Source organism: Enterobacter cloacae complex sp. P16RS2, assembly GCF_014982155.1.
Classification (GTDB): Bacteria; Pseudomonadota; Gammaproteobacteria; order Enterobacterales; family Enterobacteriaceae; genus Enterobacter; species Enterobacter cloacae_M.
Genome location: NZ_JADCKW010000018.1, coordinates 897 through 25,487, shown reverse-complemented (window position 1 = coordinate 25,487; position 24,591 = coordinate 897). Strand labels below are relative to the sequence as shown.

The following is a 24,591-nucleotide window of genomic DNA, read 5'->3' as shown; positions in this document are numbered from 1 at the left end:
GGCTAATGCCCCCCAAGCGGCACTAATAGCACATCGACCTGGCTCGACGCGACAATAGATTTCGCCGCGCAGGCTGCCCGCGATAAAAAGCTGTGGTTATGGTTCCCGCAAATCACTAAATCAATATTTTGTTTACGACACATATCGAGAATATGGGCGTTAAGTTCCCCGGTCGCAATAACGGTCTCATAAACAGGATATTGTGCCTTTTCCACTAGTTCGCGCAGAAATTGCTGCGTTTCTTCCTGCAGAACCTCGCGAATATCCTCCAGCATGGGCGCGGCCAGCTGATTATACATCTCTGGCTCTGCGGCGAGCGTGATGAGGCTGATGCGGGCATTGTGGGGTCTGGCAATGGAAACTGCCCGGGCGACGAGCTGATGGCTTTCGGGGGAAACTGCAACGGAAACAAGAAGATGGGAGTAACTCATGGCGCACTCCTTGGGTGTCTGAAAGACAGCGTTTTACCACCTTTACCGCGAAATCCCTGGTTCTGCAAGAGCAGATTACGACATTAGTGTGAAGCTTATCATAATTATTCATTAATTATTCTTATAAGAAGAATAACTGAAAAATGCGCCTAAATGAAAAAAATTAACAACTTAACGTAAATCACACAAATCCACGCTTTGACTGTTAAATCGTTTTGATGCGTTACAAACTCATTTCGAATGATCACGTCCTGAAACATCTTTTTTGTGCTACCTGCATAACTATATGTTTTTTCACGGTAAGAAAAATGTTTCCAGGAGAGGGGCTTGATGTAAATGTTTCCGCGCGACGCTTACGGCTGGAAAAGCACGTTGCATGCCAGTTTGGATCACCCTTCTGCATGAGTATTCGTCAATTAAGAATACAAAACAGTACTGATTGGCTAAATATTGAACAAATTACAAGTCATACTGATGGATTTATGGGTCATATTCACTTAAATTGTGTGACGTGGATCACATTTTTTTTAAATTTGAGGGTGGCTGGATTGTATGTGTCAAAACTGACGAGTAGAGTTTGCGTCGAATTAGGAAAAATCTTAGTTATTTGTAAGAAATGATAAATCATGTAAGAGACGCATTCGCGGTTTCTCTCTTACGGTTTCAGTGAATACAAACCTAAATTCAACTATGCATTTAGCCTTTTCTTTTTTATACCGGGTGATTTCCCGGCGACATCACGGGGTGCGGTCTTTCCGCATAAAAATAATAGTTGGTTATTCGGGATGGGAACAATGCATACATCCGAGTTGCTAAAACATATCTATGACATCAATTTGTCGTATTTACTGCTCGCGCAGCGTTTGATTAGTCAGGACAAGGCGTCCGCGATGTTTCGTCTGGGTATTAACGAAGAAATGGCAACCATGCTGGGCGGCTTAACCCTCCCGCAGATGGTTAAACTGGCTGAAACGAATCAACTGGTTTGCCAGTTCCGTTTCGATGATTCACAGACAATAACGCGTCTGACGCAGGAATCCCGTGTGGACGATCTCCAACAGATCCATACCGGCATTCTTCTTTCCACTCGCTTGCTTAACGAAATCAGCCAGCCTGATGACGTAGCCCGTAAGAAAAGGGCCTAGCAATGAGCGAGAAAAGCATTGTTCAGGAAGCGCGTGACATACAGTTGGCCATGGAGCTGATTACACTGGGTGCTCGTTTACAAATGCTGGAAAGCGAGACTCAGCTGAGCCGTGGTCGTCTCATCAAACTGTACAAAGAGTTACGTGGTAGTCCCCCGCCGAAAGGCATGCTGCCGTTTTCTACCGACTGGTTTATGACGTGGGAGCAGAATATTCATGCTTCGATGTTCTGTAATGCCTGGCAGTATCTTCTCAAAACCGGTTTGTGCAGCGGCGTTGACGCCGTGATCAAAGCGTACAAACTTTACCTTGAACAATGCCCACAGCAGGAAGAAGGCCCTCTGCTGGCGCTGACCCGCGCATGGACGCTGGTGCGTTTTGTTGAGAGCGGAATGCTTGAACTGTCGCGCTGCAACTGCTGCGACGGCAATTTTATTACCCATGCTCATCAGCCTGCAGGCAGCTTCGCCTGTAGTTTATGTCAGCCTCCATCCCGCGCAGTAAAAAGACGTAAACTTTCCCGGGATGCTGCCGATATTATTCCACAACTGCTGGATGAACAGATCGAACAAGCTGTTTAACCCGAACGTGTGGGAAAGATTCCAGCAGCGGTAAGCAATTACCGCTGCTTTTTTTTACCCCGCAAACGGTAAACGCTGCGAGCTGGACGTCCTTGCCATAGTCACTAGCGGAAGGATGATGTCGTGCTTATCTTATTAGGTTACCTGGTAGTTCTCGGTACAGTTTTCGGCGGTTACATGATGACCGGCGGGCACCTTGGAGCACTCTATCAACCGGCTGAACTTATTATCATCGGCGGTGCAGGGGTAGGGGCTTTTATCGTTGGTAACAACGGTAAATCGATCAAGGGCACGCTGAAAGCAATTCCGTTGCTGTTCCGTCGCTCGAAATACACCAAAAGCATGTATATGGATCTGCTGGCACTGCTCTATCGCCTGATGGCGAAGTCGCGTCAGCAGGGCATGTTCTCGCTTGAACGGGATATCGAAAACCCGAAAGAGAGCGAAATTTTTGCCAGCTATCCGCGCATTCTTGCTGACGCCATGATGCTGGATTTCATCGTCGACTATCTGCGACTGATCATCAGCGGCAACATGAATACCTTCGAAATCGAAGCGCTGATGGACGAAGAGATCGAAACCCACGAAAGCGAATCAGAAGTGCCGGCCAATAGCCTGGCGCTGGTCGGCGACTCGCTTCCGGCATTCGGTATCGTTGCCGCGGTAATGGGCGTGGTTCACGCCCTGGCCTCGGCAGACCGTCCGGCAGCCGAGCTGGGCGCGCTGATTGCCCACGCGATGGTGGGGACTTTCCTCGGTATTTTGCTGGCGTACGGCTTCATTTCGCCGCTGGCGAGCGTTCTGCGCCAGAAGAGCGCGGAAACCACCAAAATGATGCAGTGCGTGAAGATCACGCTGCTCTCTAACCTCAACGGTTACGCGCCACCGATCGCGGTTGAGTTTGGCCGTAAAACGCTTTACTCCAGCGAGCGTCCGTCGTTTATCGAGCTTGAAGAACACGTGCGTGCGGTGAAAAACCCAAACCAACAGACGACAACTGAGGACGCATGAAAAACCAGTCCCATCCGATCGTCATCGTAAAAAAACGCAAGCACAAGGGCGGCGGGCATGGCGCACACGGCTCGTGGAAAATTGCGTACGCCGACTTTATGACGGCAATGATGGCGTTCTTTCTGGTGATGTGGCTGATCTCCATCTCCAGCCCAAAAGAACTGATCCAGATTGCCGAATATTTCCGCACGCCGCTGGCAACGGCGGTAGCCGGCGGGCCGCGTATCTCTAACAGCGACAGCCCGATCCCGGGCGGCGGCGATGATTACACCCAGCAGAAGGGTGAGGTGAAAAAAGAGCCGAACATCGACGAGCTGAAAAGAAAGATGGAGCAGGCGCGTCTGAAGAAACTGCGTGGCGATCTCGATCAGCTGATTGAAGCGGATCCGAAGCTGCGCGCGCTGCGCCCGCATCTGAAGATCGACCTGGTGCAGGAAGGGCTGCGTATTCAGATTATCGACAGCCAGAACCGCCCAATGTTTAAAACCGGGAGTGCGGAAGTCGAACCGTACATGCGCGACATTCTGCGTGCTATTGCACCGGTGCTGAACGGCATTCCTAACCGAATCAGCCTGTCAGGACACACGGATGATTTCCCGTACGCCAGTGGGGAGAAGGGATACAGCAACTGGGAGCTTTCTGCCGATCGTGCCAACGCCTCGCGTCGCGAGCTGGTGGCAGGTGGGCTTGATGATGGCAAGGTACTGCGCGTAGTCGGCATGGCCGCAACCATGCGCGTTTCCGACCGCGGGCCGGATGATGCCATCAACCGTCGTATCAGTCTTTTAGTGCTGAACCAGCAGGCGGAGCAGGCCATCCTGCATGAAAACGCCGAAAGTCAGAATGAGTCACTGGACGATTTAAAACAGCCTGGGGCCGTTCCTTCGGCTGCCGTTCCAACATCGCCACCAGCCAATCCGAGGTGATAGCGTGAGCATGGATATTAGCGATTTTTACCAGACATTCTTTGATGAAGCCGACGAATTGTTGGCCGATATGGAGCAACACTTGCTCGATTTGGTGCCCGAAGCACCGGACTCCGAGCAGCTCAATGCCATCTTCCGTGCGGCGCACTCTATTAAAGGCGGAGCCGGAACGTTTGGATTTACCATCCTGCAGGAAACGACCCATTTAATGGAAAACCTGCTTGATGAAGCACGACGCGGTGAGATGCAGCTCAATACCGACATTATCAACCTGTTTTTGGAAACCAAAGATATTATGCAGGAACAGCTCGACGCCTATAAAAGTTCGGCAGAGCCTGATGCCGCCAGCTTTGAATACATCTGCAACGCGCTGCGCCAGCTCGCCCTGGAAGCAAAAGGTGAGGTCGCAGCAGCCGTTGTCCCTGCGGCGAAACTGAGCGTTGTCGATGCGGTTGCTGCCGACGAGGCCGCGCCAGCCGCTGCACAAGCGGGCAAACTGCGCGTTGTGCTGTCACGTCTCAAAGAGAATGAAGTTAACCTGCTGGAAGAAGAGCTGGGTAACCTGGCGAAATTAAGCAACGTGGTAAAAGGCAAAGACAGCCTTGCCGCGACGCTTGATGACGGTATTGGGCAGGACGATATCGTGGCGGTACTGTGCTTTGTGATCGAAGCTGACCAGATCGCTTTCGAAACCGAAACGGCTGCGGTTGACGTCCCTGCCGCTGCGGAAGAGGTGGCCGCTGTCGCTCAGGCCGCCGCACCGGCTGTGGCTCCTGCGGCTCCGGCGCTGAAGGCCGTGCCAAAAGAGGCCGCGGCACCTGGCCGTGGAGAGAAACCTGCCGCGCGCTCCAGCGAGTCAACCAGTATCCGCGTTGCCGTTGAGAAGGTCGACCAGCTGATTAACCTGGTGGGTGAACTGGTGATCACCCAGTCGATGCTGGCCCAGCGTTCTAACGAACTGGACCCGGTCACGCACGGCGATCTGATCACCAGCATGGGCCAGCTGCAGCGTAACGCCCGCGACCTGCAGGAATCGGTCATGTCCATCCGTATGATGCCGATGGAATATGTCTTCAGCCGCTTCCCGCGTCTGGTCCGCGACCTTGCCAGCAAGCTGAATAAACAGATTGAACTGACCCTGATGGGCAGCTCAACCGAACTGGATAAGAGCCTGATCGAGCGCATTATCGACCCGTTAACGCACCTGGTGCGTAACAGCCTCGACCACGGTATCGAACTGCCGGAAAACCGCATTGCCGCCGGAAAATCCCCGGTCGGTAACCTGATCCTCTCTGCTGAACACCAGGGCGGGAACATCTGCATCGAAGTGACCGACGACGGCGCGGGTCTTAACCGCGAGCGCATCCTTGCAAAAGCGATTTCGCAGGGGATGGCGGTCAATGAAAACATGACCGACGAAGAAGTGGGCATGCTCATCTTCGCGCCGGGCTTCTCTACCGCAGAGCAGGTGACCGACGTGTCCGGACGCGGCGTAGGCATGGACGTGGTGAAACGTAACATCCAGGAGATGGGCGGCCACGTTGAGATCCAGTCTAAACAGGGTTCCGGCACCACCATTCGCATCCTGCTGCCGCTGACGCTGGCGATCCTCGACGGCATGTCTGTCAAAGTGGCGGACGAAGTCTTTATCCTGCCGCTGAACGCCGTGATGGAATCCCTGCAGCCGCGTGAAGAAGATCTGCATCCGCTGGCGGGCGGCGAGCGCGTCCTCGAAGTGCGCGGTGAGTACCTGCCGCTGGTGGAACTGTGGAAAGTGTTCGAAGTGGACGGGGCGAAGACAGAGGCCACGCAGGGCATCGTTGTGATCCTGCAAAGCGCGGGCCGTCGCTACGCGCTGCTGGTCGATCAGCTGATTGGCCAGCACCAGGTGGTAGTGAAGAACCTCGAAAGCAACTACCGCAAAGTGCCGGGTATTTCTGCCGCCACCATTCTGGGTGATGGTAGCGTGGCGCTGATCGTCGATGTGTCGGCGCTTCAGGGATTAAATCGTGAACAACGTGTGGCGTACACAGCCGCCTGATTAAGTAGAAGGTAATAACATGACCGGTATGAGTAATGTAACGAAACTGGCGGGCGAGCCATCAGGGCAGGAATTCCTGGTATTCACTTTAGGCGATGAGGAGTACGGCATCGATATCCTGAAAGTGCAGGAAATCCGTGGTTACGACCAGGTTACCCGCATCGCTAACACGCCTGCTTTTATTAAAGGTGTCACCAACCTGCGTGGCGTCATTGTGCCAATCGTGGACCTGCGCGTGAAGTTCAGCCAGGGCGACGTTGACTACGACGACAACACCGTGGTGATCGTTCTGAATCTGGGGCAGCGCGTGGTAGGTATCGTGGTGGATGGCGTATCTGATGTGCTTTCCCTGACCTCTGACCAAATTCGTCCTGCGCCGGAGTTTGCGGTCACGCTGTCGACCGAATACCTGACCGGCCTGGGCGCGCTCGGCGAGCGTATGCTGATCCTGGTGAACATTGAGAAGCTGCTGAATAGCGATGAGATGGCGCTGCTGGATATCGCCGCGAGTCACGTAGCGTAGGTAAATGCAAAACGGCAACCCAGGTTGCCGTTTTTTATGTTTGCTCCCTTTCCCTGTAGGAGAGGGCAGGGGTGAGGGCATCAGGCCTCACCCTTTTTTTCACCTTACGCTTCCTGCTTTACCAGCTCAGCTTCCGCTTCCCGCGCGCCTTCATTCTGCGACAGCATCGCGGTCGCGATCCCATTCCCCAGCACGTTAATTGCGGAACGGCCCATGTCCAGGAAGTGGTCGATCCCCATCAGCAGCAGAATACCCGCCACCGGAATGTTAAAGCTTGGAATGGTTGCTGCCAGCACCACCAGGGATGAACGCGGTACGCCCGCAATCCCTTTCGACGCCAGCATCAGAGTCAGCATCAGCACCGTCACTTCAGAGAAGCTCAGGTGAATGTTGTACGCCTGAGCGATAAACATCGAGGCGAAAGAGCAGTACACCATCGAACCCACCAGGTTGAAGGAGTAGCCAATCGGCAGAACGAAAGAGGCGATGTTGCGTGAGCAGCCAAAGCGCTCCAACTGCTCCAGCGTTTTCGGGTAGGCGGCTTCAGAGCTGCTGGTGGTAAACGCCACCAGGACCGGATCTTTCAGCATGCTGACCAGGCGAAACACCTCTTTTTTCAGCACCATGTAGCCCACGGCCAGGAGCACCATGCAGGTGAGAAGAATGGCAACATAGTAGCCGCCAATAAAGGAGGCGTAGTTCAGCAGAATGCCCAGACCCTGCGTGGCAATGACGGATGAAATCGCCGCGAAAATGGCCAGCGGAGCAACGTACATTACGTAACCCGTTACCTTCAGCATGATATGGGAAACCACATCCAGCGCGGCCACCAGCGGCGCGTTGAATTTTTGCCCCAGCGACGCGCCGCCGATGCCGAAGAACATCGAGAACACCACAATCTGCAGGATCTCATTGTTCGACATCGCCCCCGCGATGCTGGTCGGAATGGTGTGCGACAGGAACGCTTTCAGCGTCATGCCGCTAACGGCCAGGCCGGTATCTACCGCTTCTGTCGGAACCGTCAGGTTCAGACCGCTTCCCGGATGCTCCAGCGTGACGATGAACAGGCCAACCAGAATTGAGAGCACGGATGAGCTGATAAACCACACCATCGCTTTGCCGCCAACGCGGCCAATGGTGGAGGTTTCGCCCAGCTTCATAATGCCGACGGTGAGCGTGCTGAAGACCAACGGTGCAATGACCATTTTGATTAGACGGAGGAAAATATCGGTCAGAAGGGTAATATTATCCGACCAGGCTGTGATGGCATCCGCAGATGCATACTCATGAATTGCTGCCCCTGAAAGAATACCCGCCAGCATGAATATCACGATGAAGAGTGTGAGTTTGTTTGCACTTGCCACGAAAAAAGACCCTCTATGCGCTTCAGATGTAGCCCGCATCGATACATATAAATTTTTTATTACGATGCGGGAAATTATTCGGCACATAAATTGACGCAAAGTGTAGGGGGATACAACTCCTTTTTAAGTTTTATTAATTTTGTTGTTAATGCGTCGACGATATATTGTGATCGATGTCACACTTTAATGGATATATTCTCCCCGAATAGAATAAAATTGCTGCCTGAATTAATTTAACCTTCTGTTATTTATAAGAAAAATGAGTCAATAAGATATATGCCTTATGCGTTAAGGGTCAGGTGGTCGAAGCGATATCCGTAAACTAAATTCTCAATAACCCCCTCAGAGGAACGTTAAGCGGGGCTAACATCTTGAACGACAAAAATAAAATGTGGCAAGGGAACGGAGACGTCATCTGGAGGGTGGTAAATGAAAAGAAAACTTCTTTTGATCTGCGCAGGCACCTTACTGGCTGCGACAACGGCGCATCAGGCGCTGGCCGTCACCAGCAGCGGCACCATCGGTGCAACGCTGACGCTGACAAACGGGTGTCTGATAAACGGCTCGCCCGCACAAAGTGGCATTAACTTCGGTACGCTCGATTTCGGTACCCATCCGGCAACCTTTTCCACGCTTACGACGCAGCTGAGCGGCGCCAGCGGCGGAAACACCTTCACCATTCAATGTACGACCGCCAGCTATACGGTCGCAATCACCGGTAATACCCACTCCACCGCGCCCGGCTCGGTTGTCGGTTCGCCGGGCACGCCTGAACGATATCTGGTGAATACGGCCAACGCGGCACAGGGCGTGGCCTATAGCCTGTACAGCGACAGCGGGTTTAACACCGTGATTGCCAATAACGCCGCGCTGCCGATCGCGTCCACGGCAGGCGGGGTGGACAGTTACACCCTGTACGGACGGATTACCGGCGGCGGTAACAGCGTGACGGTCGTCCCGGGAACCTACACCGACACGATTAACGTCAGCGTCACCTACTAGTCCCGAACCGCCATGAAGGCATCTCTCACAGGTCTGCGCAAACGCGCAGAGGGACGCGTGCAGCCTTTTTTCGCGCTGATCGTCGGATTGCTCATGATGCCCACGGCGGATGCGGTGACATCCCAGTCGTTTAAGGTCAGCGCGACGATTGTCCCGGGATGCGCGGTGGCCACCGGTAGCGGAGGGCTTCTCGGTACGCTGGATTTTGGCAGCCATAACGGCGTCGAGAGCGCGCCGGTCAGTACCAGCTTTGTGCCAAACGGGGCGTTGTCTATTGCCTGTACGCCAGGCGTGGCGCTGAGCATGAGCATTAATGGCGGTCAAAATTATTCATCCGTTCGCCGCATGAAGCGCGCGAACGGCGTCGAAATGGTGCCATACCGGCTCTACAGCAGCAGCTCGCTGGCCGCGAACAGCGAAATTGGCGTCAACCAGGCGATAGCGGTGACCTATACCAACAGCAATAACATCGCGCTGCCGCTTTTTGGCGTGGCGCTACTGACCGGGTTTAGCCCGGCGGGAACCTATTCCGATCAGCTCACCGTGACCTTGTCATGGTAATAAAGGGAGAGTGTTGATGAAGCCATTTATCAGACCGGTTTGTCTGGCGGGCGCGTTGGGAATGGCGGTTGCTGGCCAGGCGCAGGCGGCGGCCACCATCCTGCTATGGCCGATCGATCCGTGGCTTGCTGCGGACGCCAACGCCACGGAGCTGTGGATCCAGAACCAGGGAAACAGCGCCACGACGATGCAGGTCCGCATCGTGCGCTGGAAGCAGGAAGACGGACACGAGCGCTATACCGCGCAGCAGGACGTGGTCGCCAGCCCGCCCATCGTCACGATTGGCACGGGCAGCAAGCAGCTCATTCGCCTTATCAAACAGGCTACGGTTCCTGCAGGGGTCGAACAGGCCTATCGCATTATCGTCGATGAAATCCCCCAGCCGGATGCCAAAGCCGAACCCGCTATCGGCCTGAAATTGCAGATGCGTTACTCCATCCCTCTGTTCGTATATGGGCAGGGGATCCCGACCATCAAAGAGGGGGCGCATCACGCGCTGGCGGAGACCCAAAACCTGAGCTGGCGGGTGACGCAGGCGGAGGGTAAGCCTGCGCTGGAGGTCAAAAATCGGGGGGATGTCCACGTCAGGCTGAGCCAGGTGGCGCTGGAGCAGGGAGGTCAGAAACGCACGGTGGCGGAAGGATTGCTGGGTTACGTTCTGCCGGGCAGTACCCGCAGCTGGCCTATACCCGCTGGCGTTCGTCAGCCAGAGCGGATGAGCGCGCAGATTAATGCCAGGGACGAACAATGGCAGTCGACGCCCGTCAACTGAAGCCGGCGATGATGATACTGCTATGCGTCAGTTCCGCGACCCTGGCCGAGCCCGGCGACGATAGTTTACCGCCGCCTCCCCAGGCACAGGCGGTAAATGATGAAGCGGTTTTCCAGCTGGCCCTCGTGCTCAACCACTACGATACCGGCCTGGTCGTGCCCGTGACGCAGCGTAAAGGCGCTTTCTTTATCTCCAGCGCCGATTTGCTGCGCGCGGGGCTGCCCCCGGCGCACGTTCCCACCGGCGAGGTAAATCTCTCCTCGCTTGCTCAGGTTCGGGTGGAGTACGACAGCGCCGCGCAGCGCCTGCTGCTGACCGTTCCCCGCGACTGGGTGACGGCCCGCGTGACGCCTTTCAGCGCGCAAACGGCGCAGGCCAAACCGCACTATGGGCGCGGGGCGCTGCTGAATTACGATCTCTACACCAACCACACGGAACATATCGGCGGTCAGGCGTCGATCTGGCATGAGTTCCGCTACTTCAACGAGAACGGCTCGTTTTCCTCGACCGGTTACGCGCGGGAAAATTTTACCGGTAACGACGGACAGCAGGAAGGGTATGTACGCTATGACACGACCCTGCTGTTCACCAACGAAGATGACGCGATGAGCTGGAGCGCCGGGGACGTGATCAGCGATGCCCTGAGCTGGAGCTCCAGCGTGCGAATGGGGGGGATAAGCGTCGGGCGGGATTTCTCCCTGCGTCCTGACCTGGTGACATGGCCGCTGCCCGAGTTCGCGGGTGAAGCCGCGGTACCCACTTCGGTCGATCTCTTTATCAACGGCTATCGCTCCGGTTCAACCCAGCTTCAGCCGGGGCCCTTCACCCTGACTAATCTGCCCTATATCAACGGCGCCGGGGATGCGGTTCTGGTCACGACGGATGCGCTGGGGCGCCAGGTAAGCACCACGCTACCGTTTTACGTCACCAGCGACCTGCTCAAACAAGGGCTGAGCGACGGCGCCGTGACGCTCGGCAGCCTGCGGCGCAATTACGGTATCAAGAATTTTGACTACGGTCCGGCAGCCGGCAGCGGCTCGTATCGCTACGGGATGACGGACTGGCTAACCCTCGAGGGCCACGCGGAAGGGGCGCAGGAGCTGGCGCTGGGCGGCGCGGGGACGGTAATAAAACTCGGCCAGTTTGGCGTAGTGAATACCTCTTACTCGCAAAGCCGCATGCGCGGTGATGCGGGCGGGCAAATCAACTGGGGTTACCAGTACAGTACCAGCGAGTTTAGCGTCGCCACCCAGCACACGCGCCGTGACCGCGGCTTTGGCAATCTGGCCCTTTACGATCAGCCGACGGTGTATGACGAAAACGATAAGCCCATCGCCAGCTTTAGCCGTAATACGGACCAGTATTCGCTGACCTTCAATCTGGGACGGTACGGCAACATCGGTGCGGCCTGGATCGGCGTGGAGAGTTTTGACAGCCAAAAAACCGAACTGCTCAATCTCTCCTGGAGCCGCAATCTCTGGGGGGCGAGCAGCATTTACCTGGCCGGCAGCCGGGATCGGCAGCGGGGAGACTGGACGGTCGCGCTGTCGCTGCAGGTGCCGCTGGGGGCTCGCGACAGCGCTGCCGTCACCGTCGAAAACACTCCGGATGCAGGCAGTACCCAGCGCATTAACTACAACCACTCCATGCCTTCTGACGGTGGGTTCAGCTGGAACATGGCCTGGGCCAACCAGTCAAGATCCAGTGATTATCAACAGGGTACGCTGGGATGGCGCAATAACAACATTGAGCTGCAGGGCGGCGGCTATGGCGAAAGGGATACCATGACCTGGTGGGGCGAGGCGATGGGCGCCGTTGTGCTGATGGACGGCGAGCTGTTCGCGGCGAATAAGATCAACGATGCGTTTGTGGTCATCAGCACCGACGGCCACCCGGACGTGCCCGTCAGCTATGAGAACCAGCCCGTCGGTAAAACCAATAATAACGGCTACCTGCTGGTGAGCGGGGTGTCGGCGTATTACCCGGCAAGCTACCGGATTGATACTTTGAATCTGCCGGCGGATACCCGTCTGAAAGAGACCGAACGCCGGATCGCGATTCGGCGCCACAGCGGCTATCTGGTCGATTTCCCGATGGAGCAGGAGCGGGTGGCAAGCGTCATTCTGCATGATGCGCGCGGGAAGGCGTTGCCAGTGGGAAGTCAGGTTCGACGCGCCTCGCGCAGCAATGCGGTGGTGGGGTATGACGGCATCGCCTGGCTGGAAAATCTTAGCGATGTGAACCCGCTGGAGGTGATCGCGCCTGATGGAAAACGCTGCCGGGCTACCCTGACCGTGGGAGCCAACCCGGAGCACAAGCTGCAAACCTACGGGCCGCTGATTTGCCGGGAGGAGCCATGACGCGCCTGCTGCTGTTGATCATGCTGCTGTTCTCCGGCGGCAGCTGGGCGGCGTGTACCGTCAGTACGGTTAATGCGTCGTTTGGCAGCGTCACCTCGTTCGCGCTTAGCGGTACCGGAGAAGTTCAAACGACCGGCACGCTGGTGGTGGCCTGCGATGCCGTACTGAATCTGCTGACCAGCGACTCGGTAACGCTGACCTACACCGCGGCATCGGTTTCGGGCAGCAGCCGGGCCACGATGAAACGCACGGATAATGCGGCCATCACCGACGTGATCCCCACCCGGCTGTGCGGGTTATCGGGATGCGCGAGCAGCAGCGAGGTACAGATAAGTAAATCGTATACCTGGAGCGGGAATACCCTGCTGGGGTTGCTGGGGTCAAAGCAGTACAACATTCCGCTCTATTTCCGCACCGTCGCCGGGCAAAACGTCACTGCCGGGCCATATCAGGTGCAGTTAACCTTCAGCATTAACTACAGCGTGTGCTCCGTGGGCGCGCTCGGCCTTTGCTCAATCAATCAGACGGGAACCGCGACAACCACCATCCTGCTCGATATGACCGTCACCAACGACTGCAGCGCCATGACCACGCCAGATGTGAACTTCAACAGCGCACCGCTGGTGCAAAGTTTCCCCACCGTCTCGCAGGCGATTGCCGTCACCTGTACCAAAGGAAGTTCGTATACCATCGGCATTAATAACGGTGCCAACGCGCTGAACAACGTGCGGCGTATGGTGAGCGGCAGCAATACCATGAGCTACGACATCTATAAGGAAGCCACCGGTAACCGCTGGGGCGGCAGCGGCAGCGAGCGCTGGTCCAGCGCGGTATCGTCCCAGGTCAGTAGCGACGGTTTACTCCGCACCTTCAACTACACCGCTAAGGTCCTGACCAATCAGGCCACGCCGCCCGCCGGAACCTACACCGACACGCTGATTGTCGACGTGGCGTTTTAACCCCGCGCTTTTCCCTTTCGCAAATGTAAAGTTCCTGTGGGCTGTGCCGATAACACCGTTAATAAATCTATGAGAAGGTGTTGTATGTTGAACCGTATCCGCGTTGTCACAATGCTCATGATGGTGCTGGTCATTTTCGCACTTCTTCAGCTCGTCTCCGGCGGGCTTTTTTTCTCGTCATTAAAACAGAACCAGGACAGCTTCGCGGCCTCGAACGATCTCCGCCTGCAGCAGAGTGAACTCACGTCGACGTGGGATCTGATGCTGCAAACGCGTATCAACCTGAGCCGCTCGTCCGCGCGCATGATGATGGACCCCAACAATCAGCAGAGCAGCGCGAAAACCGATCTGTTGAAAAATGCCCGCGCCACCCTCGCTGACGCCGCGAAACATTACGACGCCTTCAAAAAGATCGCCCCGCAGCCTGCTATGGAGCAGGTTAGCCAGAATATCGATGAAAAATACAATGCCTACCATACCGGCCTGACAGAGCTGATTCAGTTCCTGGAGAGCGGCAACATGGACGCCTATTTCGCGCAGCCAACGCAGGGGATGCAAAACGCACTCGGCGCGGCGCTGGGGGAATACGCGAAGGCCAGCGGCGATCTCTATCACTCGGCCTTTACGGAAAGCCAGAATGACTACCGCTTTGCGAAATGGCAGATGGCGGTGCTGGCGCTGGCGCTGGTTATTGTGCTGGTTGCGGTCTGGTACGGCATTCGCCATATCCTGCTGAACCCTCTCGGCCGCGTCATTGCCCACATTCGTGAAATTGCCAGCGGTGACCTGACCAAAACGCTGACCGTTTCCGGGCGCAATGAGATCACCGAGTTGGCAAACAGCGTTGACCATATGCAGCGTTCGTTAATCGAAACCGTCGCCAACGTCCGTAACGGGTCGGAGGCGATCTATACCGGCACCAGCGAAATTGCGATGGGCAATAACGACCTCTCTTCGCGCACCGAACAGCAGGCTTCCGCCCTGGAAGAGACGGCCGCCAGCATGGAGCAGCTCACCGCGACCGTGAAGCAGAACGCCGATAACGCTCGCCAGGCGTCTCAGCTGGCGGAAAGCGCCTCCGAGACGGCGCAGCGCGGCGGCCGCGTGGTGGATGGCGTGGTGAAAACCATGCACGAAATCGCCGACAGCTCGAAGAAAATCGCCGACATCATCAGCGTCATCGACGGGATTGCCTTCCAGACCAACATTCTGGCGCTGAACGCCGCCGTGGAAGCGGCGCGCGCGGGCGAACAGGGGCGAGGGTTTGCCGTGGTGGCCGGGGAAGTACGCAACCTGGCCAGCCGCAGCGCCAACGCGGCAAAAGAGATCAAGTCCCTGATTGAAGATTCCGTCTCCCGCGTGGATACCGGCTCCGTGCTGGTGGAAAGCGCCGGGGAGACCATGAATGACATCGTGAATGCCGTCACCCGCGTGACGGACATCATGGGTGAAATCGCCTCTGCGTCCGATGAGCAGAGTCGTGGTATCGACCAGGTTGCCCTGGCGGTATCGGAAATGGATCGCGTGACACAGCAAAACGCCGCGCTGGTGCAGGAGTCCGCTGCGGCGGCCGCTGCTCTGGAAGACCAGGCGAGCCGTCTGAAGATGGCCGTCTCGGCGTTTCGTCTCGCTTCACTCGCTGGAAACTCGGTCACCCCGCAGGCGACGTATCGCGCGCCAGCCGTTGAATCGGCTGCAAACCGTACGCGCACCGCGACGACCGGACAAGATGAAAACTGGGAAACATTTTGACTGACAATTAAACCGCGGCTGCTTGCCGCTTGATGGGAGCGTGGATGTTAAATCGTATTCGTATCTCGACCACACTGTTTTTGATTCTGATCCTTTGCGGTGTGTTGCAGGTTGGCAGTAACGGGTTGTCTTTTTGGGCGTTTCGCGATGGCTATCAGAATTTGCAGGAAGTTGAGGCGAGTAATCAGCAGCGCTCCGCACTGGCACAAACGCGTGCCGTGCTGTTGCAGGCAAGCACTGCGCTGAACAAGGCGGGAACCTTAACCGCGCTGAGTTATCCGCCGGATGACATTAAAGCGCTGATGGCGACCGCGCGCGACAGCCTGAAGCAGGCTGATGCACAGTTTAAAGCCTTTACGGCGCAGGCCGCCGATAGCGAGAAAGAGAAAGCGCTGAAGGCCGCCATGAAGACGAACTTTGAGCAGTGGTATAGCGATCTGGACCACCAGGCGACGTGGCTTGAGAACAACCAGCTTTCGGACTTTATGACCGCACCGGTTCAGGCGTCTCAGGCGGCGTTTGACGGCAGCTTTAACGCGTGGCAGCAGGATATTAACCAGTCTGTTCAGCGTGCCGGTGACCAGAGCCGTCAAAGCTATCACATGTCGGGCATCATCTTTGCCGTGGTGGTGATTCTGGCAGGGCTGCTGACCGGCGGGGCGCTGCTCTGGTCACGCAGGATGATCGTGCAGCCGCTGGCGATTATCAGCAGCCACTTCGACAGTATTGCGAAAGGGGACCTGGCGCGTCCGGTAGCGGTGTTCGGCAAGAACGAAATTTCGGCGATCTTTGCCAGCCTGAAGGCGATGCAGGGATCGCTGCGGGAAACGGTGAGCGACGTGCGGCAGGGCAGCTATGCCATGCACACCGGGATCTCTGAGATTGCGGCGGGTAACAACGATCTCTCGTCCCGCACCGAGCAGCAGGCGGCCTCGCTGGCGCAGACGGCGGCCAGCATGGAGCAGTTGACCGCGACGGTAGGCCAGAACGCCGATAACGCGCGCCAGGCGTCTGACCTGTCAAAACAGGCGGCGATGACGGCGAAGAAAGGCGGTGACCAGGCGTCACATGTCGCGAGCACCATGCAGGAGATTGCCACCAGCTCGCAGAAAATTGGCGACATCATCAGCGTGATTGACGGTATCGCGTTTCAGACCAACATTCTGGCGCTGAATGCTGCCGTGGAAGCGGCGCGCGCCGGTGAGCAAGGGCGTGGATTTGCGGTGGTGGCGGGGGAAGTGCGTAACCTGGCGAGCCGCAGCGCCAACGCGGCGAAAGAAATTAAGGTCCTGATCGAAGAGTCGGTCTCGCGCGTTCAGCAAGGCTCAACGCTGGTGGATACCGCGGCGAAAACCATGCACGAGATCGTCACCTCCGTCACGCGGGTTAACGACATCATGGGCGAGATCGCCTCGGCGTCGGACGAACAGCGCCGCGGCATTGAGCAGGTTGCCCAGGCTGTCAGCCAGATGGATCAGGTGACGCAACAGAACGCCTCGTTAGTTGAGGAAGCGGCAGCGGCAACCGACCAGCTGGCAAGCCAGGCGGATCGTCTGACCGGACTGGTCGCGGTATTTAATGTGAAAGAGCACGTTGAAGCAGTAACAGAAGTCGGGCGGTCGCAGGCCGTGCCAGTTGTATCCTGAATGTAATTAAGAAGGCGCTATGACATCACCAATGCCCCCTGGGCAAACGTCATTATTGTTGCAGATGACACAGCGCCTCGCGCTGTCCGACGCGCATTTTCGTCGGATATGTCAGTTAATCTACCAGCGTGCGGGGATCGTGCTTGCGGATCATAAGCGGGACATGGTCTACAACCGTCTGGTGCGGCGCTTGCGTACGCTGGGGCTGGATGATTTTGGCCGCTATCTGAGCATGCTCGAGGCGAACCAGAACAGCGCAGAGTGGCAGGCTTTCATTAACTCGTTAACCACCAACCTGACGGCGTTTTTCCGGGAGGCTCACCACTTCCCGGTACTGGCCGAGCATGCGCGCCGTCGCACCGGGGAGTATCGCGTCTGGAGTGCGGCCGCCTCGACGGGTGAAGAGCCGTACTCCCTGGCGATCACCCTTGCCGACACCCTGGGCATGACGCCCGGACGCTGGAAAGTCTACGCCAGCGATATCGATACCGAGGTGCTGGAGAAGGCGCGTAACGGCGTGTATCGCCAGGATGAACTGAAAACGCTGTCGCCGCAGCAGCTGCAGCGTTATTTCATGCGCGGCACGGGCCCGCATGAAGGCCTGGTGCGCGTACGCCAGGAGCTGGCGAACTGTGTCGAATTCGCGCCCGTTAACCTGCTGGATAAGCAGTACAACGTGCCGGGGCCGTTCGACGCCATTTTTTGCCGTAACGTTATGATCTATTTTGATAAAACGACGCAACAGGACATTCTGCGTCGGTTTGTTCCGTTGCTCAAGCCTGACGGTTTACTGTTTGCCGGGCACTCGGAAAACTTCAGCAACCTCGCGCGTGAGTTTAGCCTGCGTGGGCAAACGGTATATGCGCTGAGTAAGGAAAAAGCATGAGTAAAATCAGGGTGTTGTCTGTCGATGATTCAGCGCTGATGCGTCAGATCATGACTGAAATTATCAATAGCCACAGCGACATGGAGATGGTGGCCACTGCGCCCGATCCTCTGGTAGCGCGGGATTTAATTAAAAAATATAACCCCGACGTGCTAACGCTGGATGTCGAGATGCCGCGCATGGATGGCATAGATTTCCTCGAAAAATTAATGCGGCTTCGGCCCATGCCGGTGGTGATGGTCTCCTCCCTGACCGGAAAAGGATCGGAAATCACCCTGCGCGCGCTGGAGCTGGGGGCGGTGGATTTTGTCACCAAACCGCAGCTCGGCATACGCGAAGGGATGCTGGCCTACAGCGAAATGATCGCGGAGAAGATCCGCACCGCGTCGCGTGCGAAGCTTGCAGCCCATACGCCATTGGCCGCGCCTGCGACCCTGAAGGCCGGTCCCTTACTCAGCTCGGAAAAACTGCTGGTCATTGGGGCGTCAACCGGAGGAACAGAGGCAATTCGTCATGTACTCCAGCCATTGCCGCTTTCAAGTCCGGGTATTCTGATCACTCAGCATATGCCGCCAGGCTTTACCCGTTCGTTTGCCGAACGCCTGAACAAGCTGTGCCAGATCAGCGTGAAGGAGGCGGAAGACGGCGAGCGCGTGCTCCCGGGACATGCCTATATCGCCCCGGGCGACAAGCATATGGAGCTGGCGCGCAGCGGCGCTAACTATCAAATCAAAATTCATGACGGACCGCCGGTCAACCGGCACCGTCCGTCGGTGGATGTGCTGTTTCATTCGGTGGCGAAACATGCGGGGCGCAACGCCGTTGGGGTGATCCTGACGGGGATGGGCAACGATGGTGCCGCCGGAATGCTTGCAATGCACCAGGCTGGCGCCTGGACGATTGCGCAGAATGAAGCAAGTTGTGTGGTGTTCGGCATGCCGCGCGAGGCCATCAATATGGGTGGCGTGAGCGAAGTGGTCGATCTTAGCCAGGTAAGCCAGCAGATGCTGGCGAAAATCAGTGCCGGACAGGCAATACGTATTTGACTCAGGAGTATTATTTTATGGCGGATAAAGAGCTTAAGTTTTTGGTTGTGGATGACTTTTCCACCATGCGTCGTATCGTGCGCAACCTGCTGAAAGAGCTGGGCTTCAACAACGTTGAAGAAGCAGAAGACGGCGTTGATGCGCTGAACAAACTGCAGGCTGGCGGGTTTGGTTTTGTTATCTCCGACTGGAACATGCCTAACATGGACGGTCTGGAACTGCTGAAAACCATTCGTGCCGATGCGGGAATGGCGTCTATGCCGGTTCTGATGGTTACTGCAGAAGCGAAAAAAGAGAACATCATTGCCGCTGCACAGGCGGGCGCAAGCGGCTATGTGGTGAAGCCATTCACCGCGGCAACCCTGGAAGAGAAGCTCGGTAAGATCTTCGAGAAACTCGGCATGTGAGGTGATGGAAATGTTGCAACCTGCTATGAAACCCGTTGAAGAACATTCGCCGAGCGATATCATCGTCCGCATCGGCAGCCTGACGCGCATGCTGCGTGACAGCCTGCGCGAGCTGGGTCTGGATCAGGCGATTGCCGAAGCGGCGGAAGCCATTCCTGATGCCCGCGATCGTCTGGACTATGTTGTGCAGATGACCGCTCAGGCTGCAGAGCGTGCGCTGAACAGCGTTGAAGCGTCACAGCCGCACCAGGATGCGATGGAAAAGGGGGCGAAAGCGCTGAGCAAACGCTGGGACGAGTGGTTTGAGAATCCTATCGAGCTGGCGGATGCCCGCGAGCTGGTGACGGATACCCGTCAGTACCTGGGTGATGTGCCGGGCCACACCAGCTTCACCAACGCCCAGCTGCTGGACATCATGATGGCGCAGGATTTCCAGGACCTCACCGGTCAGGTGATCAAGCGCATGATGGATGTTATCCAGGAGATTGAGCGTCAGCTGCTGATGGTTCTGCTGGAGAACATTCCGGAACCGGCAGCCCGTCCAAAACGCGAGAACGAAAGCCTGCTCAATGGTCCACAGCTCGACGCCAGCAAGGCGGGCGTTGTGGCAAGCCAGGATCAGGTCGACGATCTGCTGGACAGCCTCGGCTTCTGATTGTTGTGATTACCCTCAGGCTGCGGCGTCAGCCTGAGGGTATTTCGTTTAGCGAAGATCCATCTTCACCGTCACGTTACCTTCAAAGCGGCCGGGGGCCGGGGGGGCATTCGTCGTGCTGACCGGTACAGCCTGAATTTTGACCACACCATTTCCCTGATCGTCCATCGTTACCGGAAACTCATAGGTACCATCCAGCGCAACGTTCTGACTGTTTTCATCATATACGCGCACCCCGAGATCGTCCCTGTCCAGAAGTTTTGCAATGTACGGCGTACTGCTATCCGCGACCCCCTGATCTGCTGTCAGCGTGAGCTTTATGCGGTCCGTGTTTCCCACTGCGTTATCATCACAGTGGTAGGCAATATCAACGTTTTTGATGGCATAACGTTTTGGCGGTTGCCCCTTGATGACGAATTGCTTGCTGACGATGCTGCCGAACTCAACCTCAATAGTGCTGCCGGCGTTGATAACGCAGCTTAGCGGCGCAGAAAGCGTGCCGCTAAACCAGATATCAGAGACCTGATCTGCCTGCCCTGGATCGCAGCTTCCCCCCGAGCCGAAATAAAGACAGGCGTAGTTTTGAGCGACGATCGTCGAAGGGATAACCTCTTGACCCAGGATGGGTTTTTTAACGTGAAGCAGGATCGCAACGACGTTCCAGCGGAAATTACGCTTTACTGTAGCGGCGTTGCTCGGCTGGGTGCCACTACTGCAAACGTTGGCATCTCCCTCCGTTTTGGCGAGTGCATTCTCGGTAGTGTTACGCATATTAGCTCTGGACGTCGGGTATTCATTGATAGCTAACGGGTTCAATGAAGTACCGTCCGGAGAGTTGATTGCATCCGCGTAGGCGGTGATATCAGCATCGATCTTATCGGTCAAATAGCCGTATCCGTTTGTTCCCGGACTCAGCGGGCTCCCGGCAAACGTTTTTTCATAGACCATGCTCGAAGAAAACATATTTCCGGGACAGCTGCAGTTGGCCACTATCACCGGGCCATTGCCGACCAGATGATTTGGCACATCATAGTCATGATTGGCGACATTTTCGCTGGACGAAAACTCATGATCGAACGACGTGGTGTAGGCTTGCGGCGCACCGAAGCAGTTACGAAGTAAAGTCGCGGCTCCCCTGCACGGGCTGGTTGCGGTCAGGCTCAATGCCGTAGCCAATAAAGCCCAGATGGCCCGTTTCGTGAGTATAGTTTTCATGTGCTTATTCCTGCTGACAAAGCTCGCTAACCGAGCGAATACCGTTAGGGCTTTCGGTTTGGTTGGCTGACTGTTGCGTAATGCTGGCGCGGCACTGTTGGCCCGTGCCGTTGCCCCATTTCACGGTGATCTGCGCGGTCTCTCCAATGCCTGCCAGATAGACGGTGCCGGTTTCATCGACAATACCGCTAATCACCGGGTCGCTACTGGTCGCGATGGCGCCGAACGGAACGGGGAGGCCGTTTGGACGCTTCAAGGTCACCAGCATCCGATAGCCTGTGTGGGCGTCAAATCTGGCCAGCACCGCCGCGTTGCGCGAGGGAATGACGGTGATGGCGGTATCGCTGCTGTCCACATTTTCCGGCAGGCTCGCGGTATCAATACGAATATTGTTCTCCTGGTACGGAGTGAGCGATGGAATGACTGCGTTACCCTGCCAGTCGGTCTGAATACCCCGCTGGTTCAGGAAACGGACGCCGGACGCGTCGTTGGCGTTGACGATAGCAAACTGGCTGCCTAAAGGTTGAGCCAGCGTGACGCCCTGAGGATGGGCAACAATACCGCCGCTAATGCCGTAGTTAAGCTGCTGAGAGTCATCAGTGGAGGCGTAATAGCCTGCGGTCAGGTTGGCGTATTGCGAGCGGTAGCTGCCGTAGACGCTGCTGACATCTTCCCCGTCGTGGTTGGAATGGCTCTGCTGCAACGAGTAGCTCAGACGCTCGTCGTCCAGCAGCGTGCCGCTGAGGCCCACGTTTTGCCGCGTATAGCCATTTTTAGTATTGCTGATGTTATAGCTACTCCAGGCGCGTGGCAGCCATCTGGCGAGAGGAATGCTAAACCCTAAAGAGACCATTCTGTCAGACTCTTCGTCGTTGGTTTTGCTGTACGTATAGGCCACGTGATAACTCGTGCCGGCAATAACGGTATTTAATCCAACCGACAGGCTGCGCTCTTTTTTAGATGTGCCCCAGTAATCCTGCTGATAACCGTTAAGATACAGACTCAACCCAGCAACGGTTTGGCTCACGCTGGCCTGAATGCGGTTGCGTTTATTGTAACGAAACAGCAGATCGTCTTCGTGACCGTCACGCTTTTGGTTGGCGTCGGCAAAGCTGTAATACCCGCGGCTGGTGTATCGGTAGCTGCCGAGGCTGAAGTTGGTATTGGTCGAATCCAGTTTACCGGTATAAAGCAGACGCCATGACTGGCCGGTATGCTGGCTGTTATCGTCTAGCCGGGTGTCGGCCAGGGTAACGTCAGCCGACAGCGAGCCCAGCGGCCCGAGCGCCAGACCGGCTCCGGTATTGGCGGCGTTATAGTCTTTCGAGAGGGTCAGCCCTCCAAACCAGGTGAGAAGGTTATTTAAACCGTAAATCATGCTTCCCTGGAAAAAGTCGGGTTCCTTTTGGTCGCTCCCGCTTTCAGCACGATAACGGCCTGCGGTCATTTCATACTTCATACGCCCTGGCCGCAGCATAACCGCGATACTGGAGTAGGGCTGCGTAAAGCGATGCTCGGTGCCGTCAGCCTCTTTCACCGTAACGTCCAGATCGCCGCTGTTGGTCGTGGAGTAGAGATCGTTGATTTCGAACGCGCCCGGCGCGACATTTTGCTGATAGATGAGATAGCCGTTCTGGCGCACCGAGACTTCTGCATTTGAACTGGCGATGCCGCGTATGACAGGGGCATAGCCGCGTTGGCTATAGGGAAGCATCTCTTCATCCGACGCAAGGTTAACGCCCCGGTACTGTAAGCTATCAAATACCTCGCCACGCGTGCTGCTTTCTCCGGCCGTGAACTGCGCCTTGAGGGCGTCAACATCATGCTGCAGAAAGGTATTGATATTTTCCCACAGGTTTTCACTCTCTGAATTGCTCCACGTAGAATAGTTGCGCACTCGCCAGCCACCCAGGTTGGCGCCGGTGCGCAAATTCAGATACTGACTGGTGGCGCTGCTGTCGCCGCTGTCCTTATTTTTTGATCCTGAAAAAGCGTAGTCACTGAACAACACGGGAACACCGTCGTCCCAGCGCGAGGGATCGATGTAATCGTGACCAGTCCCACTTAACGCAGCCTGAGGAATACTCAACGCTAACGTCATGGTTGAAAAATCAAGCCGCGCGGAGGCCAGAGGGATATAGTTGCTGATATCTTTGGGCAAAGCCGTATTGGCGGGTAACGTAAGCAAGGCGGGATACCGGTCGATAGCAATCCCCCATGCCCGCAGCATATCCGGTGTGAGCTGCGGTATCAGTGACCCTTCCGGCGAGCTGACGTAAGCGATATTGGTGGTACTCAGGCGGCGTTCGTTCACCTGCACTCGTGAAGAATAGGTGCCGGGTAGCTGAGCATTCGACTTTGAAAAGAGTGAAAGGTCGATATCCTGCTGTGCCAGCATGTCTCCTTCCAGCGATGAGGGAGAGAAACGATACTCACGGGCCAGCGTCGAGAAGCTCGCCATGAGCAAGACACCGCCAAGGCAGCGAAGAAGCGGATTCAGTCTAAAGAGCCGCCCGTATGACAAATCAATACGTCCTGTCATCATCGCGGTCTTTTAATCCTGCGCCAGTGTGGAAGTGTATTTTTCTGAAGCATTGCCGTAATCGGTGATGCAGCGCCAGGTGACGCTCGTCCCTTGAGCATTGTCAGGGAGAGGAATGTCAACGCGGGATTTAGGGGCAGCCATATCGGCTTTCTCCACTTTGTGCGAGCCCAGCGCAAGCGAATCAAAGACGCTGTAGAACTCCCCCGCGTTGATGACAGTGAGCTGCTGACCATGACGAGCGAAGCGCAGGTTTTTGCAGGTTTCAGAGGGTGTTCCGCTCAGACCTACAGGGCGCCAGAACAGTTTCAGACGCGTTTTATAGATTAACCGCAGGACGTTTTTGTCACCCTCATCTGTAGCCGTGGCAGGAACGGTTCGCACGTTCATATAGAACAGCGACTCTTTATCCCCTGCTAAGGCTGTCCCGTTCCAGGTAATGCGCAGGCTTTGCTCTTTTTGCGGATCGAGTCGAAAGAGAGGGGGTGTCACGATAAACGGTCCGTGCGTTTTACCATCACCCGTATCCGTCCATGACTGTATTAACCATGGAAGCTCTTTATCATTATTTTGTAAGGGGAGGGCAACTTCCTTTTTCGCGGCATCGTAGATTATGCGTGTGCGACCGATCTGAATACCTGCTGCGTGACAAAAAGTGCTTGCAATGACAGGAATGCATAATAAGACCTGGAGTGATATGCGCATAGTGAAACCTTTAATAAAGGACGTTGAGGGGGATGATAATAGTCCGAATCCGGATTCGGAC

22 protein-coding genes are annotated in these 24,591 nt (G+C 56.1%); 17 read left to right on the top strand and 5 right to left on the bottom strand.

The window, feature by feature from the left end:
- Nucleotides 1-2: 2 nt before the first annotated feature.
- Complete coding sequence (gene uspC, locus INF68_RS12740) at nucleotides 3-431, bottom strand: universal stress protein UspC (RefSeq protein ID WP_023312265.1); 429 nt, start codon at nucleotides 429-431, stop codon at nucleotides 3-5.
- Nucleotides 432-1,225: 794 nt separating this feature from the next.
- Between uspC and flhD the strand changes: the two genes are divergently transcribed.
- The 6 genes from flhD (at nucleotide 1,226) to cheW (ending at nucleotide 6,658) form a co-directional block, all read left to right on the top strand.
- On the top strand, nucleotides 1,226-1,576 hold the full coding sequence (gene flhD / locus INF68_RS12735) for a flagellar transcriptional regulator FlhD (protein WP_008500415.1): 351 nt from the start codon (nucleotides 1,226-1,228) through the stop codon (nucleotides 1,574-1,576).
- A 2-nt stretch (nucleotides 1,577-1,578) separates the two neighbouring features.
- Nucleotides 1,579-2,157, top strand: coding sequence for a flagellar transcriptional regulator FlhC (flhC, locus tag INF68_RS12730; protein ID WP_013096051.1), 579 nt, complete (start codon nucleotides 1,579-1,581; stop codon nucleotides 2,155-2,157).
- A gap of 123 nt (nucleotides 2,158-2,280) precedes the next feature.
- A complete protein-coding gene (motA, locus tag INF68_RS12725) occupies nucleotides 2,281-3,168 on the top strand; it encodes a flagellar motor stator protein MotA (RefSeq protein ID WP_008500417.1) in 888 nt (295 codons plus the stop codon).
- Nucleotides 3,165-4,094 carry a flagellar motor protein MotB gene (gene motB, locus INF68_RS12720; protein ID WP_028018604.1) on the top strand — a complete coding sequence of 310 codons (930 nt, stop codon included), beginning with the start codon at nucleotides 3,165-3,167 and terminating at the stop codon, nucleotides 4,092-4,094. Before motA ends, motB begins: the two co-directional genes overlap by 4 nt.
- Nucleotides 4,095-4,098: 4 nt before the next feature.
- Complete coding sequence (cheA, locus tag INF68_RS12715; RefSeq protein WP_126786426.1) at nucleotides 4,099-6,135, top strand: chemotaxis protein CheA; 2,037 nt, start codon at nucleotides 4,099-4,101, stop codon at nucleotides 6,133-6,135.
- Between the two features lie 19 nt (nucleotides 6,136-6,154).
- A complete protein-coding gene (cheW, locus tag INF68_RS12710; protein WP_023312262.1) occupies nucleotides 6,155-6,658 on the top strand; it encodes a chemotaxis protein CheW in 504 nt (167 codons plus the stop codon).
- Between the two features lie 104 nt (nucleotides 6,659-6,762).
- Here cheW and INF68_RS12705 read toward each other — a convergent pair whose 3' ends face one another.
- Nucleotides 6,763-8,022, bottom strand: a complete 1,260-nt coding sequence (locus INF68_RS12705; RefSeq protein WP_109845185.1) for a dicarboxylate/amino acid:cation symporter — start codon at nucleotides 8,020-8,022, stop codon at nucleotides 6,763-6,765.
- Between the two features lie 429 nt (nucleotides 8,023-8,451).
- Between INF68_RS12705 and INF68_RS12700 the strand changes: the two genes are divergently transcribed.
- The 11 genes from INF68_RS12700 to cheZ all read left to right on the top strand — a co-directional run bounded on the left by INF68_RS12700 (nucleotide 8,452) and on the right by cheZ (nucleotide 20,068).
- The gene (locus INF68_RS12700) at nucleotides 8,452-9,024 is read left to right on the top strand and encodes a spore coat protein U domain-containing protein (RefSeq protein WP_023312260.1); all 573 of its coding nucleotides are present in this window, start codon (nucleotides 8,452-8,454) and stop codon (nucleotides 9,022-9,024) included.
- A gap of 12 nt (nucleotides 9,025-9,036) precedes the next feature.
- A complete protein-coding gene (locus INF68_RS12695; RefSeq protein WP_126786424.1) occupies nucleotides 9,037-9,585 on the top strand; it encodes a spore coat U domain-containing protein in 549 nt (182 codons plus the stop codon).
- A gap of 16 nt (nucleotides 9,586-9,601) precedes the next feature.
- Nucleotides 9,602-10,357, top strand: coding sequence for a molecular chaperone (locus INF68_RS12690; protein WP_126786423.1), 756 nt, complete (start codon nucleotides 9,602-9,604; stop codon nucleotides 10,355-10,357).
- Nucleotides 10,333-12,717 carry a fimbria/pilus outer membrane usher protein gene (locus INF68_RS12685; RefSeq protein WP_126786422.1) on the top strand — a complete coding sequence of 795 codons (2,385 nt, stop codon included), beginning with the start codon at nucleotides 10,333-10,335 and terminating at the stop codon, nucleotides 12,715-12,717. The genes INF68_RS12690 and INF68_RS12685 overlap by 25 nt, the downstream gene beginning before the upstream one ends.
- The gene (locus tag INF68_RS12680; protein ID WP_126786421.1) at nucleotides 12,714-13,676 is read left to right on the top strand and encodes a spore coat U domain-containing protein; all 963 of its coding nucleotides are present in this window, start codon (nucleotides 12,714-12,716) and stop codon (nucleotides 13,674-13,676) included. The genes INF68_RS12685 and INF68_RS12680 overlap by 4 nt, the downstream gene beginning before the upstream one ends.
- A gap of 84 nt (nucleotides 13,677-13,760) precedes the next feature.
- Entirely contained in the window at nucleotides 13,761-15,428 is a 1,668-nt protein-coding gene (gene tar, locus INF68_RS12675; RefSeq protein WP_126786420.1) for a methyl-accepting chemotaxis protein II, read from the top strand.
- A gap of 44 nt (nucleotides 15,429-15,472) precedes the next feature.
- Nucleotides 15,473-17,074 (top strand): methyl-accepting chemotaxis protein IV, encoded by a 1,602-nt coding sequence (tap, locus tag INF68_RS12670; protein WP_045356785.1) that lies wholly within the window; start codon nucleotides 15,473-15,475, stop codon nucleotides 17,072-17,074.
- Between the two features lie 19 nt (nucleotides 17,075-17,093).
- Nucleotides 17,094-17,960, top strand: a complete 867-nt coding sequence (cheR, locus tag INF68_RS12665) for a protein-glutamate O-methyltransferase CheR (RefSeq protein WP_023312253.1) — start codon at nucleotides 17,094-17,096, stop codon at nucleotides 17,958-17,960.
- Nucleotides 17,957-19,006: a chemotaxis response regulator protein-glutamate methylesterase gene (locus INF68_RS12660; protein WP_023312252.1), complete on the top strand. Its 1,050-nt coding sequence runs from the start codon at nucleotides 17,957-17,959 to the stop codon at nucleotides 19,004-19,006. The genes cheR and INF68_RS12660 overlap by 4 nt, the downstream gene beginning before the upstream one ends.
- A 17-nt stretch (nucleotides 19,007-19,023) precedes the next feature.
- Nucleotides 19,024-19,413: a chemotaxis response regulator CheY gene (cheY, locus tag INF68_RS12655; RefSeq protein WP_008500431.1), complete on the top strand. Its 390-nt coding sequence runs from the start codon at nucleotides 19,024-19,026 to the stop codon at nucleotides 19,411-19,413.
- Between the two features lie 10 nt (nucleotides 19,414-19,423).
- Nucleotides 19,424-20,068 (top strand): protein phosphatase CheZ, encoded by a 645-nt coding sequence (gene cheZ, locus INF68_RS12650; protein WP_023312251.1) that lies wholly within the window; start codon nucleotides 19,424-19,426, stop codon nucleotides 20,066-20,068.
- Nucleotides 20,069-20,116: 48 nt separating this feature from the next.
- Here cheZ and INF68_RS12645 read toward each other — a convergent pair whose 3' ends face one another.
- From INF68_RS12645 to INF68_RS12635, 3 genes are all read right to left on the bottom strand, one after another.
- The gene (locus tag INF68_RS12645) at nucleotides 20,117-21,283 is read right to left on the bottom strand and encodes a fimbrial protein (protein WP_126786419.1); all 1,167 of its coding nucleotides are present in this window, start codon (nucleotides 21,281-21,283) and stop codon (nucleotides 20,117-20,119) included.
- 4 nt (nucleotides 21,284-21,287) lie between these two features.
- Nucleotides 21,288-23,744, bottom strand: a complete 2,457-nt coding sequence (locus tag INF68_RS12640) for a fimbria/pilus outer membrane usher protein (protein ID WP_227412846.1) — start codon at nucleotides 23,742-23,744, stop codon at nucleotides 21,288-21,290.
- A 93-nt stretch (nucleotides 23,745-23,837) separates the two neighbouring features.
- The coding region (locus tag INF68_RS12635; protein WP_370552452.1) for a molecular chaperone at nucleotides 23,838-24,591 on the bottom strand (754 nt) is incomplete at its 5' end.